This window comes from Streptococcus infantis (genome assembly GCF_015546995.1).
Lineage (GTDB): Bacteria > Bacillota > Bacilli > Lactobacillales > Streptococcaceae > Streptococcus > Streptococcus infantis_J.
This window is the reverse complement of the sequence record NZ_JADMUH010000010.1, coordinates 1-13,969: the sequence shown is the minus strand read 5'-3', so window position 1 is coordinate 13,969 and position 13,969 is coordinate 1. Positions and strand designations below refer to the sequence as shown.

11 protein-coding genes, 1 tRNA gene and 1 other RNA gene are annotated in these 13,969 nt (G+C 40.6%); 10 read left to right on the top strand and 3 right to left on the bottom strand.

Annotated features, from left to right (window positions below):
* Positions 1–40 precede the first annotated feature (40 nt).
* Positions 41–952 (top strand): thioredoxin-disulfide reductase, encoded by a 912-nt coding sequence (gene trxB / locus I1J71_RS04930; RefSeq protein WP_195183930.1) that lies wholly within the window; start codon positions 41–43, stop codon positions 950–952.
* Between the two features lie 179 nt (positions 953–1,131).
* On the opposite strand, the gene rlmB is transcribed toward trxB, so the two are convergent.
* Both rlmB and def read right to left on the bottom strand, forming a co-directional pair.
* A complete protein-coding gene (gene rlmB / locus I1J71_RS04925) occupies positions 1,132–1,860 on the bottom strand; it encodes a 23S rRNA (guanosine(2251)-2'-O)-methyltransferase RlmB (protein WP_195183929.1) in 729 nt (242 codons plus the stop codon).
* A 44-nt stretch (positions 1,861–1,904) separates the two neighbouring features.
* Positions 1,905–2,516 (bottom strand): peptide deformylase, encoded by a 612-nt coding sequence (gene def, locus I1J71_RS04920; RefSeq protein WP_195183928.1) that lies wholly within the window; start codon positions 2,514–2,516, stop codon positions 1,905–1,907.
* 147 nt (positions 2,517–2,663) lie between these two features.
* On the opposite strand from def, the gene I1J71_RS04915 reads away from it, so the two are divergent.
* The 5 genes from I1J71_RS04915 (at position 2,664) to I1J71_RS04895 (ending at position 7,542) form a co-directional block, all read left to right on the top strand.
* Positions 2,664–3,983, top strand: coding sequence for a CapA family protein (locus I1J71_RS04915; protein ID WP_195183927.1), 1,320 nt, complete (start codon positions 2,664–2,666; stop codon positions 3,981–3,983).
* 24 nt (positions 3,984–4,007) lie between these two features.
* On the top strand, positions 4,008–4,835 hold the full coding sequence (locus I1J71_RS04910; protein ID WP_195183926.1) for an HAD family hydrolase: 828 nt from the start codon (positions 4,008–4,010) through the stop codon (positions 4,833–4,835).
* Between the two features lies 1 nt (position 4,836).
* Positions 4,837–5,472 (top strand): SGNH/GDSL hydrolase family protein, encoded by a 636-nt coding sequence (locus I1J71_RS04905; RefSeq protein WP_195183925.1) that lies wholly within the window; start codon positions 4,837–4,839, stop codon positions 5,470–5,472.
* 60 nt (positions 5,473–5,532) lie between these two features.
* Positions 5,533–5,880: a transfer-messenger RNA gene (ssrA, locus tag I1J71_RS04900) on the top strand.
* A 327-nt stretch (positions 5,881–6,207) separates the two neighbouring features.
* Entirely contained in the window at positions 6,208–7,542 is a 1,335-nt protein-coding gene (locus I1J71_RS04895) for an Nramp family divalent metal transporter (RefSeq protein ID WP_195183924.1), read from the top strand.
* Between the two features lie 80 nt (positions 7,543–7,622).
* Here I1J71_RS04895 and I1J71_RS04890 read toward each other — a convergent pair.
* Positions 7,623–7,710, bottom strand: a tRNA-Ser gene (locus I1J71_RS04890).
* 161 nt (positions 7,711–7,871) lie between these two features.
* Between I1J71_RS04890 and I1J71_RS04885 the strand changes: the two genes are divergently transcribed.
* The 4 genes from I1J71_RS04885 to I1J71_RS04870 all read left to right on the top strand — a co-directional run bounded on the left by I1J71_RS04885 (position 7,872) and on the right by I1J71_RS04870 (position 13,898).
* Complete coding sequence (locus I1J71_RS04885) at positions 7,872–8,612, top strand: DeoR/GlpR family DNA-binding transcription regulator (RefSeq protein WP_006152490.1); 741 nt, start codon at positions 7,872–7,874, stop codon at positions 8,610–8,612.
* Complete coding sequence (gene pfkB / locus I1J71_RS04880) at positions 8,609–9,520, top strand: 1-phosphofructokinase (RefSeq protein WP_195183923.1); 912 nt, start codon at positions 8,609–8,611, stop codon at positions 9,518–9,520. The genes I1J71_RS04885 and pfkB overlap by 4 nt, the downstream gene beginning before the upstream one ends.
* Positions 9,517–11,472 (top strand): fructose-specific PTS transporter subunit EIIC, encoded by a 1,956-nt coding sequence (locus tag I1J71_RS04875; protein ID WP_195183922.1) that lies wholly within the window; start codon positions 9,517–9,519, stop codon positions 11,470–11,472. The genes pfkB and I1J71_RS04875 overlap by 4 nt, the downstream gene beginning before the upstream one ends.
* Positions 11,473–11,612: 140 nt before the next feature.
* Entirely contained in the window at positions 11,613–13,898 is a 2,286-nt protein-coding gene (locus tag I1J71_RS04870) for a DNA translocase FtsK (RefSeq protein WP_324248682.1), read from the top strand.
* The last annotated feature ends 71 nt before the right edge of the window (positions 13,899–13,969 follow it).

Below are 13,969 nucleotides of genomic sequence, written 5' to 3'. Positions count from 1 at the left end.
TTAGAATAAGAATAGTTACAACAAGAAAGAAGGAAATAGAATGTACGATACGATTATTATCGGTGCAGGTCCTGCTGGGATGACTGCAGCCTTGTATGCAGCACGCAGTAATCTGGAAGTTGCTTTGATCGAAGGTGGTCTTCCAGGTGGTCAGATGAATAACACTTCTGATATTGAAAACTATCCAGGCTATGCCAATATCAGTGGTCCAGAATTAGCTGAAAAGATGTTTGAACCACTTGAAAATCTTGGTGTTGAGCATCTTTATGGCTTTGTTGAAAATGTTGAGGACCATGGCGAATTTAAAAAAGTCGTAACAGACGACCAAGTTTATGAAACTCGCACAGTTATCGTAGCGACAGGTTCTAAGCACCGTCTCTTGGGAGTTCCAGGTGAAGAAGAACTCAATAGCCGTGGTGTTTCTTACTGTGCGGTCTGTGATGGAGCTTTTTTCCGTGACCAAGATTTGTTAGTTGTAGGTGGTGGTGACTCAGCAGTTGAGGAAGCAATCTTCTTAACACAGTTTGCAAAATCAGTAACCATCGTTCACCGTCGTGATGAACTTCGTGCTCAAAAAGTCTTGCAAGATCGCGCCTTTGCCAATGAAAAAATCAAGTTCATTTGGGATTCTGTTGTTAAAGAAATCAAAGGTGAAAATCGTGTGGAGTCAGTTGTCATTGAAAATGTTAAAACAAATCAAGTGACTGAACATGCCTTTGGTGGTGTCTTTATCTATGTTGGTTTAGATCCAGTCAGCGATTTTACAAAAGATTTACAAATCCAAGATGAGTCAGGTTGGATTGTGACAGATGACCATATGAAGACAAGTGTTGCAGGTGTCTTTGCAGTTGGAGATGTTCGTCAGAAAGACCTTCGCCAAGTTACAACAGCAGTTGGAGATGGGGCTATTGCAGGTCAAGAAGCCTATAAATATATTACTGAACATAGTTAAAAAGGCGGTGGGACAGAAATCGATAGACAAAGTCTCGATTTCGTAGTCCCAGCCCCGCGAGGATGATTAGGAGCTTTTTGGAGTCTAAAAGACGAACAAAAAGTTCAATCAGCTACCGCGTCAAAGTTTGATTGCTAATAAAAAGTGAGGTCGGGATCTTTTGTCCCAACCTCACTTTTTTATAATCGATTGCGGAAGACTTCGTACATGAGGATAGCAGCTGCGACACTGGCATTGAGACTTTGTACGTGACCATTCATTGGAATAGTGACCATCTCGTCCACTTGCTTTTTGATGTTGCTTGAGATACCTTTTCCTTCATTTCCGATAATAAGAGCGACTTTGCCACTTGTGTTCCATTTATGGCAAGGAGTTCCATTCATATCGGTCCCAAAAGTCCAAAAACCTTCTTCTTTAAGTTTATCCAAGGTTTGGCTGAGATTGGTCACACGAGCGATAGGAACGTGCTCGATAGCACCAGTCGCTGTTTTAGCAACAACTGGAGTGACGCCGACAGCTCGGTGTTTGGGAATAATGACACCTGAAACGTTGGTTGCATCGGCTGTTCTTAGGATAGAACCTAAGTTATGAGGGTCAGTTAGTCCATCGAGGATCAATACTAGTGGGTTTTCTTCTTGGCGAGTCTGAGCAAGAATCTGCTCAAGTTCAGTATAGGCAAATTCAGAAACACGTAACACGAAGCCCTGGTGAACAGCTCCTTCAGTCATTTCGGAAAGAGATTTTTTTGAAGTCCAAGAAATGGACACTTTCTTTTCAGTTGCCAGTTCCTTGACTTTTTCTACATTCTTACCTCGTAAATCATCCTGGAGATAGAGTTTGTTTCCAGTATTTGCTAACAGTGCTTCGGTAACGGCGTGAACGCCATAGACAATATCATTTATTCTCATGGCTCTATTATAACATAAAACCCCGTCTTGCAACGGGATTTTCTTTATTCCAGAATGAGTAGGCCTTCTTTGATTTCAAAGGGGTCTTTTTCGTTAATTCGATCGTAAAACATAATACCATTTAAGTGGTCAATTTCATGTTGGACAACGATGGAGTTGTAGCCTTTTAGCTTGATGCGATGTTTTTCACCGTCCTTATCAAAGTAGTCGACAGTTACTCGAGCATGGCGGATAACATAACCTGGGACAGCACGATCGACTGATAGGCAACCTTCTCCCTCTCCTAGAGCAGCGTCTTGGACTGAGTGTGAGACAATCTTAGGATTGTACATAACAGCTTGTAAGTCATAGGCTTCTTGAGGTGTTTCACCTTCCTCGGTGATATTAGGAACTAAAACAGTAATGATGCGTTTTGAGATATCTAGTTGTGGTGCAGCAAGTCCGACTCCTCCACGTAGCCCTAACTTTTCAGCCATAACTGGGTCTTGTGAATGTTTCAAAAATTGCATCATTTTCTCACCAAGGATGATATCTTGATTGCTCAATGGGAAACTGACTTCCTCGGCAACTGCACGTAGGGTTGGATTGCCCTCGCGGATAATATCTTTCATATCGATTAAATGTGAAGCTTTTGTAATACGTTCTATAGCAGACATCTTCTCTCCTTCCTTCCATTACAATTCCATGATAACACAAAATAGTTGAGAAAGAAAGTCACAGAAGTTGCTAATAAAAGGAAATACCAATTTGTCTGTGGTATAATAAAGTAAGGAGACTTGCATTAAAAAGCAAGGAGAGAAAAGATGGAAAAACGCAGTAGTAGAAATCAAAAAGATCCTGTCTTAGGACTTGTCAGAAAATTTATTCGTTTTTTTAGAAACTATCGCCAATGGAGTAATAAAACCTTTGTTGTTGTGTTGTTGATTGTTGTTGCGATTTCGATGGCTTTGACTTTATTAGCTCAAGGAATTAAGGGAGTTCCATTAGTGAATAGTAGTGTAACTACAGTGAGTCAGAGTGCTGATTCTAAGGAGAAAACTACTGTAACGGAACAGGAAACAAGTGCTCGCATCATGGCAAATGGTGATTTGCTTTACCATGACATCATCTACATTTCAGCAAAAAAGGCAGACGGTACCTACGATTTTCATGAAAACTTTGAATACGTAAAACCTTGGCTGAAGCAAGCTGACTTAGTTCTTGGTGATTTTGAAGGAACCGTAAATAAAGACCACTATCTTGCAGGTTATCCTTTGTTTAATGCACCTGGTGAAGTTATGAATGCTATAAAAGATGCAGGCTATCAAGTGCTAGACTTGGCTCACAATCATATCTTGGATTCTCAGATTGAGGGAGTAGTATCAACTGCGGATGCTATTGAAAAGGCAGGAATGACACCAGTCGGGGTTTATACTCATGAATCTAGAAGTGAGGCGCCTTTAGTTATCAAGGAAGTCAATGGAATTAAAGTTGCTATTTTAGCCTATTCCTATGGTTTTAATGGCATTGAACAAAGCATTTCTCAAGAGGATTATAATCGCTATCTTTCAGACTTAGATGAAGATAAAATGAAGGCTGAAATTGAGCGAGCAGAGAAAGAGGCAGATATTACAATTATCATGCCTCAGATGGGAGTTGAGTATCAAATTGAGCCGACTGAGGAGCAAAAGAAACTTTACCATAAAATGATTGATTGGGGTGCTGATATTATCTTTGGTGGTCATCCTCATGTTGTTGAACCAGCTGAAACGGTTGAAAAAGAAGGTGATAAAAAGCTTATCATTTACTCTATGGGGAATTTCATCTCAAATCAACGGATTGAAACCATGCAGGATGTTGAAAATGCCAAGTGGACGGAACGTGGAGTTCTCATGGATGTGACCATTAAGAAGAAATCCGGTAAAACGACTATCGAAACTGCCCAAGCCCATCCAAGCTGGGTGAGTCGTACTCCAAAGGGAGGCTATTCTCCAGAAGGATACCCACTCTATCTTTACCAAACTTATATCCTGGAAGACTTTATTGAGGGTGGGAAATACCGTAGTCAGTTAGACGAGGCTACCAAGGAACGGATTGATACAGCCTATAAAGAAATGAATGAACATGTAGGTTTGAAGTGGTAGTGATTCGAATCTCAAGGAGACAAAATGGAAATTAAGATAGTAGCAACGGATATGGATGGTACTTTGTTAGATCCAAGAGGTCAACTAGACCTTCCTCGCTTAGAGAAAATTTTAGATAAGCTGGACCACCGTGGCGTTCGGTTTGTCATTGCGACTGGAAATGAAGTTCATCGTATGCGACAATTACTGGGACATCTAGCAGAAAGAGTCGTTCTGGTAGTTGCTAATGGTGCTCGGATATTCGAAAATAATGAATTGATTCAAGCACAAACTTGGGATGATGCCATGGTTGATAGGGCTTTAGCTCATTTTAAAGGTAGAGAATGTCAGAATCAGTTTGTCGTAACTGCGATGAATGGTGGTTTTGTAAAGAAAGGTACTGTTTTTACAGAACTTGATAAATTTATGACTCCAGAGATGATTGAGAAGCTCTATCAACGAATGAACTTTGTCGATGAATTTGACTCTAATCTCTTCGGTGGTGTTCTCAAGATGAGCATGGTAGTTGGTGAAGAGCGATTGGATTCGGTTTTACAGGAAATTAATGACCTATTTGATGGGCATGTGCGAGCTGTTTCCAGCGGTTATGGCTGTATTGATATCTTACAAGATGGGATTCATAAAGCGTGGGGGCTAGTAGAATTACTCAAACGTTGGAACTTAAAACCTGAACAAATCATGGCCTTCGGTGATAGTGAAAATGACATTGAAATGTTAGAGTTGGCAGGAATTTCATACGCTATGGAAAATGCAGAAGAGGCTGTTAAGAGAGTTGCGACAAAAGTAGCTCCAGCCAACAGTCAGGCGGGTGTTTACAAAGTTTTAGAGAACTGGCTAGAAAGAGGAGAATAACTTGGCAGTACAGCTATTAGAAAATTGGCTCTTAAAAGAGCAGGAGAAAATCCAAACCAAGTATCGTGAACTCAACCAGATTTCTGTAATTGAACCAGATATCATCTTTATTGGAGATTCTATTGTTGAGTATTATCCCTTGCAAGAATTACTAGGGACAACAAAGACCATTGTGAACCGAGGTATTCGAGGCTATCAAACTGGACTTTTACTAGATAACCTTGATGCCCACCTCTATGGTGATGCAGTGGATCAAATTGTGATTTTGATTGGGACCAATGACATCGGGAAAGATGTTCCAATGAGTCAAGCATTAACGAATCTTGAAAGTGTAATTCAAAGTATTTCTCGTGACTATCCGCTGTCACAGATTAAGCTAGTTTCTATTATGCCAGTTCATCAAGGGGAAGAATACAAACAGACAGTTTATATTCGCACAAATGAGAAAATCAAGGCCTGGAACCAAGCCTATCAAGAGCTAGCTTCTGCATACATGCAGGTAGAATATGTGTCTGCTTTTGAAGAGCTACTCGATCAGGAAGGGCAACTCAAATCTGACTATACAACAGATGGGCTTCACCTTAGCGTTTCTGGCTATCAGGCTCTATCAGAAACCTTGAAAACTAGACTTTTCTAGACATCTACTTGCATTTTTGCTTTTTTAACCTAGATAAGGTATAATATCTTTATAGTCTTTGGGGTCGTTACGGATTCGACAGGCATTATGAGGCATATTTTGCGACTCGTGTGGCGACGTAAACGCTCAGTTAAATATAACTGCAAAAAATAACACTTCTTACGCTCTAGCTGCCTAAAAACCAGCAGGCGTGACCCGATTCGGATTGCTCGTGTCTGATGACAGGTCTTATTATTAGCGAGATACGATCAAGCTTTGTCTAGCAGTTTGGTAAGAGATTTATAGACTCGCAGTTCCTAGGCTTGAGTTATGTGTCGAGGGATTGTTAAAACAATACATAACCTATGGTTGTAGACAAATATGTTAGCAGGTGTTTGGACGTGGGTTCGACTCCCACCGGCTCCATTGATAATTTACATTGTTTTGTAAATCTTTCTAAAACGTTGTTTTTACAACGTTTTTTATTTTATTCTTTGGTATTCTTTTGCAAAAAAAGAATACAACATTTTGTTGTATCCTAAATATTAAATCAAGTCCTGAATTTTCTTAAGTTTTTATCATATTTTCTGTTATAATTAAGGTGCCTTAAGAAAAATATTAAGGTGCCTTAAGAAAAATAATGAAAAAACTAAATGTTTTTCATATAGTTTTCATTGTTTTAATAGTTTAAAGTCAATCTTATTTTTCTCTAATAGAAAATAATGAAAAAGTAGGTTTAGAAAGAGGTAAGTATCTATGTTTTCTCATAAAAAAATGTCACTCTCTGAGATTAATCAATCTATCGATACTCCAAATAACAATCATTTCTGGCAAAATTTAAAGGCCTTTTTAGGTCCGGGTGCTCTTGTCGCAGTTGGTTATATGGATCCAGGAAACTGGATTACCAGTGTAGTCGGTGGTGCTTCCTATAAGTATAGTCTCTTGTTTGTTATCTTGATTTCATCTCTCATTGCCATGCAACTTCAGCAGATGGCAGGAAAGCTTGGTATTGTAACCCAGATGGACCTGGCTCAAGCAACGGCTCATCATTCACCTAAATGGCTTCGTTATAGTCTATGGGTGATTTTAGAATTAGCCTTGATGGCGACAGATCTGGCAGAAGTTCTAGGTTCAGCGATTGCTCTCAATCTTCTCTTTAAGATTCCGATTATGATAGCCATCCTTTTGACGGTTCTAGATGTCTTTCTCTTATTGCTTTTGATGAAATTTGGCTTTAAGAAGATTGAAGCTATTGTGACAACACTGATTTTAACGATTTTAGCAATCTTTACTTATCTGGTAGCTTTGTCACATCCAAGCTTCCAAGGAATCGTTGAGGGTTATCTACCGAATGCAACCTTATTTGAAAGTCCTTTGCCAGGGCATGAAAGTCAATTAACCTTGGCGTTAGGTATCGTGGGTGCGACAGTGATGCCCCATAACCTCTATTTGCATTCTTCCTTGTCTCAAACTCGGAAAATCAATCACAAGGACAAGAATGATGTTCGAAAAGCCGTGCGCTTTATGACCTGGGATTCAAATCTTCAACTGTCCTTGGCCTTTATCGTTAACTCCCTTCTATTAATTCTCGGGGCGGCTCTCTTTTTCGGCCATGCATCCGAGATTTCTGCCTTCTCTCAAATGTATAATGCCTTGCAGGATTCTACTATTGCAGGAGCTATAGCTAGCTCAACCTTATCAACCTTGTTTGCCTTGGCTTTATTAGCCAGTGGTCAGAATTCGACAATTACGGGTACCTTGACTGGACAAATCGTTATGGAAGGTTTCTTGCATATGAGATTGCCTCAATGGTTCATTCGTTTGGCAACTCGTCTCTTTGCCTTGTTGCCTGTCATGATTGTAGCAGTTGTGTTTGGTCATCAGGAAAAAACCTTGGATCAGTTATTGGTTTATTCGCAGGTCTTTCTTTCAATCGCTCTTCCATTTTCAATCTTCCCTTTGATTTATCTAACTTCTAAGAAATCACTGATGGGCGAATTTACCAATGCTAAATGGAATACCATCCTTGGTTATATTGTTTCCATTATCTTAACAATTCTCAATGTGAAATTGTTATTTGATATTTTCTAAGAAATTCACCCAAGTTAGAAAACAAACATATAAGAAAAAAGATACCCAAGATTTCTTGGGTATCTTTTTTAGAAAATAAACGGAAGACATGGGATTCGAACCCACGCACGCTTTAACACGCCTACCGCGTTTCCAACACGGCCTCTTAAGCCTCTTGAGTAATCTTCCAATAGTTACTAACCTAGTCTACCACAAAGCCTACTTTCTTGCAAATTTATTTAAAGTTGAGGAGTCAGCGATAGAAAATGAAAGAAAGTGACAAAAAATGCTTGACTTTGATTTTTTTTATGATAAAATGAATAATGTAATCGTTAACAGGAGGTAAACCAATGCTAAAAAGTGAGAGAAAAAAGTTGATTTTAGAAGAATTGAAACAGCATAAAATCGTCTCTCTAGAGAAATTGGTAGGCTTGTTAGATACTTCAGAATCAACGGTCAGACGTGATTTAGATGAATTGGAGTCTGAAAATAAACTTCGTCGAGTGCATGGAGGAGCAGAGTTGCCTCACTCCTTGCAAGAAGAAGAAACCATTCAAGAAAAATCTGTCAAAAACCTTCAAGAGAAAAAGTTGATTGCTCAAAGAGCATCTTCCCTCATCAAAGAAAAAGATGTTATCTTTGTGGATGCAGGAAGTACGACAGCATTTCTCATTAAAGAATTGGAGCGAAAAGACATTACAGTAGTAACTAATTCCATTCACCATGCGGTTCAATTAGTGGATAAGCAAATTCCAACAGTCATTATCGGTGGTGGAGTCAAGATGACAACTGATGCCAGTATCGGAGGAGTAGCTCTCAATCAGATTAACCAACTGCACTTTGATCGTGCCTTTATTGGTATGAACGGTGTAGATGAAGGTTACTTTACAACTCCAGATATGGAGGAGGGCGCCGTCAAGCGTGCTATCTTAGAAAATTCTAAACAGACATATGTTCTAGCAGATTCATCCAAGATTGGTCAGTCTTGTTTCGCTAAGGTAGCTCCTATAAAACGTGCTATTGTCATTACAAGCAAGGGTCACGAGCTCTTGTCAGCTATCAAAGAGAAAACGGAGGTAATAGAAGTATGATTTATACAGTCACACTCAATCCATCTATAGACTACATTGTCCGTTTGGACAAAGTGGAAGTTGGTAGTGTTAATCGTATGGATAGTGATGATAAGTTTGCTGGCGGTAAAGGTATCAATGTTAGCCGTGTCTTGAAGCGTTTGGATATTCCAAATACAGCGACAGGTTTCATCGGAGGCTTTACTGGAAAATTTATCACAGATACTTTAACTGAAGAACAAATTGAAACGCAATTTGTCCAAGTGGCAGAAGATACGCGTATTAATGTCAAGATCAAAGCAGACCAAGAAACTGAAATCAATGGGACAGGTCCTAATGTTGAGCCCGAACAACTTGAAGAGTTAAAAGCCATTCTTTCAAGTCTCACAGCAGAAGATACAGTTGTATTTGCAGGTTCGAGTGCTAAAAACTTGGGTAATGTCATCTATAAGGATTTGATTGCCTTGACCCGTCAGACAGGCGCACAAGTAGTCTGTGACTTTGAAGGTCAAACCTTGATTGATAGTTTGGATTATCAACCACTTTTGGTCAAACCAAATAATCATGAACTGGGAGCTATCTTTGGAGTCAAGCTTGAAAGCCTTGATGAAATAGAGAAATACGCTCGAGAATTGCTGGCTAAGGGTGCTCAAAACGTGATTATCTCTATGGCTGGTGATGGTGCCCTTCTGGTAACATCAGATGGAGCATACTTTGCTAAACCAATCAAGGGAACAGTGAAAAACTCAGTGGGGGCTGGTGACTCTATGGTTGCTGGATTTACGGGTGAGTTTGTCAAATCAAAAGATGCAGTAGAAGCCTTCAAGTGGGGAGTGGCTTGTGGAACAGCAACTACCTTCTCAGATGATTTAGCAACTGCAGCATTTATTAAAGAAACTTATGAAAAAGTTGAGGTAGAAAAAAGATGAAAATTCAAGATTTATTGAGAAAAGATGTCATGTTACTTGATTTGCAAGCAACTGAAAAAACAGCAGCTATCGAAGAAATGATTCATAGCTTGGTGGAGCATGGATACGTGACAGATTTTGAAACCTTTAAAGAAGGAATTTTAGCGCGTGAAGCTTTGACTTCTACAGGCTTGGGCGACGGTATCGCTATGCCACACAGCAAAAATGCTGCAGTTAAAGAAGCAACTGTTCTCTTTGCTAAGTCAAACAAGGGTGTTGACTACGAAAGTTTAGACGGGCAAGCAACTGACCTCTTCTTTATGATTGCTGCTCCAGAAGGTGCCAATGATACTCACTTGGCTGCCTTAGCAGAATTGTCACAATATTTGATGAAAGACGGATTTGCTGATAAGCTTCGTCAAGTAACATCAGCTGATCAAGTCATTGAACTCTTTGACCAAGCTTCAGAAAAAGCTGAGGAACCAGTTCAAGCTTCTGCAAATGAATCTGGTGACTTTATCGTAGCAGTTACAGCTTGTACAACAGGAATTGCCCACACATACATGGCCCAAGAAGCACTTCAAAAAGTGGCTGCAGAAATGGGTGTTGGTATCAAGGTTGAAACTAATGGTGCCAGCGGTGTTGGCAACAAATTGACAGCAGAAGATATCCGTAAGGCTAAAGCTGTAATTATCGCTGCAGATAAAGCAGTTGAAATGGATCGTTTCGATGGCAAACCATTGGTAAATCGTCCAGTAGCAGACGGTATTCGTAAGACAGAAGAGTTGATCAACTTGGCTCTTTCTGGAAATGCTGAAGTTTACCGTGCTGCTAATGGAGTGCAAGCTTCAACAGCATCTAATGAAAAACAAAGCATCGGTGGTGCCTTCTACAAACACTTGATGAGTGGTGTATCTCAAATGTTGCCATTCGTTATTGGTGGTGGTATCATGATTGCCCTCGCCTTCTTGATTGATGGTGCTATGGGTGTGCCTAATGAGAGCCTTGGAAATCTTGGTTCTTACCATGAACTCGCTTCGATGTTCATGAAAATCGGTGGATCAGCCTTTGGTTTGATGCTTCCAGTCTTTGCTGGATATGTTGCTTACTCAATCGCTGAAAAACCAGGTTTGGTAGCCGGTTTCGTAGCTGGTGCTATCGCTAAAGAAGGTTATGCCTTTGGTAAAATCCCTTACGCTCAGGGCGGTGAAGCAACTTCAGCTCTTGCAGGAGTATCATCAGGTTTCCTTGGAGCTCTTGTTGGTGGATTTATCGCAGGTGCCTTGGTACTCTTAGTTAAAAAATACGTGAAGGTTCCTCGCTCACTTGAAGGTGCAAAATCAATCCTTCTCTTGCCACTTCTTGGAACAGTCTTGACAGGATTTGTCATGCTTGCTGTTAACATCCCAATGGCCGCAATCAACACTGGTATGAACAACTTCCTTGGTGGTCTTGAAGGTGGATCAGCTGTTCTTCTTGGAGTCGTTCTTGGAGGAATGATGGCTGTCGATATGGGTGGACCTGTCAATAAAGCAGCCTACGTCTTTGGTACTGGTACTCTTGCAGCAACAGTGGCAACAGGTGGTTCAGTAGCCATGGCAGCAGTTATGGCTGGAGGGATGGTTCCACCACTAGCAATCTTTGTGGCAACTCTTCTTTTCAAAGATAAATTTACTAAAGAAGAACGTAACTCTGGTTTGACAAATATCGTTATGGGCTTGTCATTCATCACTGAAGGTGCGATTCCGTTCGGTGCAGCAGACCCTGCTCGTGCTATTCCAAGCTTTATCCTTGGTTCAGCAGTAGCAGGTGGACTTGTTGGTCTTGCAAATATCAAACTCATGGCTCCTCATGGAGGAATCTTCGTTATCGCCCTTACTTCAAATGCTCTTCTTTACCTTGCCTTTGTCTTGGTAGGAGCAATTGTCAGTGGTGTCGTTTACGGTTACCTTCGTAAACCATTAGAAAAATAATCACAAACACATTCAAATGACTGAACACGAAAGTGGGCAGTCATTTTTTAACCCCTCGAAAAGTTTCTGAAATATGATATAATAGAAGCATGGCAAACAAGAATACAACTAAAACAAGACGAAGACCGTCTAAAGCAGAATTGGAAAGAAAACAAGCGATTCAACGAATGCTGATTTCCTTAGCTTTGGCTATCTGTTTAATTTTTGCAGCTCTAAAATGGGGAGCTGTCGGAATCACTGTTTATAACCTGATTCGCTTACTCGTAGGGAGTTTAGCATACTTAGCTATTTTCTCTCTCTTGATTTATCTATTCTTCTTTAAATGGATTCATAAACAAGAAGGCTTGCTAGCAGGTTTCTTCTTTATTTTTGCAGGCTTGCTCCTCATCTTTCAAGCTTATCTTGTCTGGAAGCTTAGCATGGCAAATGCTGTTTTTCAAGGAACGATTGGACAAATCTTTAAAGATTTAACCAGTTTTCAAGTAACCAGTTTTGCAGGGGGAGGCTTGTTAGGGGTAGGTCTCTACATTCCGGTAGCCTTTTTGTTCTCAAACATCGGTACCTATTTCATAGGGGCAATCTTAATCCTAATCGGGGCTCTTTTAATGAGTCCATGGTCTATCTATGATATTGCTGATTTTCTTTCAGCTCGATTTGCTATCTGGATGGAACGCCGTGAACAGAAAAAACAAGAACGCTTTATCAAGCGTGAAGAGGAGAAGGCACGAAGAGAGGCAGAAGAGCAAGCAAGACTTGAAAAAGAAAGAGAAGAGCAGGCTTTGCTTGGCATGCAGCCTGTAGATATGGAAACAGGAGAAATCTTATCAGACGAACCACTGCAAGAATTTCCTCCGCTTCCAGAGGAGGAATGGGTGGAACCTGAGATTATTCTCCCGCAAGCTGATTTTGATTACCCTGAAGAAGGAGACTATCCAGAGGAAGAAGTTTTCTCTGAAGAAGATGATGATGATGAAGAGGTAGAAGTAGATTTTTCTGCTAAAAAGGCCTTGGAGTATAAGCTTCCAAGCTTGCAACTCTTTGCACCAGATAAGCCCAAAGACCAGTCCAAGGAAAAGAAAATCGTACGAGAAAATATCAAAATTTTGGAAGAGACCTTCGCAAGTTTTGGTATTAAAGTGACTGTAGAAAGAGCAGAAATCGGTCCGTCGGTGACCAAGTATGAGGTTAAACCTGCAGTTGGTGTCCGTGTCAACCGTATTTCCAATCTAGCAGACGACTTGGCTCTAGCCTTGGCTGCAAAGGACGTCCGTATTGAGGCACCAATTCCAGGAAAATCCTTGGTCGGTATCGAAGTTCCAAACTCTGAAATTGCAACGGTATCCTTCCGTGAACTTTGGGAACAATCACAAACAAAACCTGAAAATCTATTAGAAATTCCTCTTGGGAAAGCAGTCAATGGTAAGGCTCGTAGTTTTGATTTGGCTAAAATGCCTCACTTACTTGTAGCTGGTTCGACTGGTTCTGGTAAATCCGTTGCAGTCAACGGAATCATCGCAAGTATTCTCATGAAGGCTCGTCCTGATCAAGTTAAGTTTATGATGGTGGACCCTAAGATGGTCGAGTTATCCGTTTACAACGATATCCCTCATCTCTTGATTCCAGTTGTGACCAACCCTCGTAAGGCCAGCAAGGCCCTTCAAAAAGTCGTTGATGAGATGGAAAATCGCTATGAGCTTTTCGCCAAAGTTGGAGTTCGAAATATTGCTGGTTTTAATGCTAAGGTTGAGGAATTCAACGCTCAATCAGAGTACAAACAAGTACCTCTACCTTTAATCATCGTGATTGTGGATGAGTTGGCTGACCTCATGATGGTTGCTAGTAAGGAAGTAGAAGATGCCATTATCCGACTTGGACAGAAGGCGCGTGCGGCTGGTATTCACATGATTCTTGCAACCCAGCGTCCTTCAGTGGATGTTATCTCTGGTTTGATTAAGGCAAATGTGCCGTCACGTGTAGCATTCGCTGTTTCTTCAGGAACAGATTCACGTACGATTTTGGATGAAAATGGTGCGGAGAAATTACTCGGCCGAGGGGATATGCTCTTTAAACCAATTGATGAAAACCATCCTGTTCGCTTGCAAGGTTCCTTTATCTCAGATGATGATGTGGAACGCATCGTAAATTTCATTAAGGCTCAAGCTGATGCGGATTATGATGACAGTTTTGACCCAGGAGAAGTATCTGAGACTGATGGTGATTCTGGCTCTGGCGATGAGGGCGGGGATCCACTCTTTGAAGAAGCCAAGGCATTAGTTATTGAAACTCAAAAAGCAAGTGCATCCATGATCCAGCGCCGTCTTTCGGTTGGATTTAACCGAGCCACTCGATTGATGGAAGAATTAGAGATGGCAGGTGTTATTGGACCTGCTGAAGGAACAAAACCTCGTAAAGTTTTACAACAATAAATTGTTTGAAAATAGAATAAAAATTCAAGAAATTACCTTTCGAAATTGGGATAATCTACTCTATTTTTTCG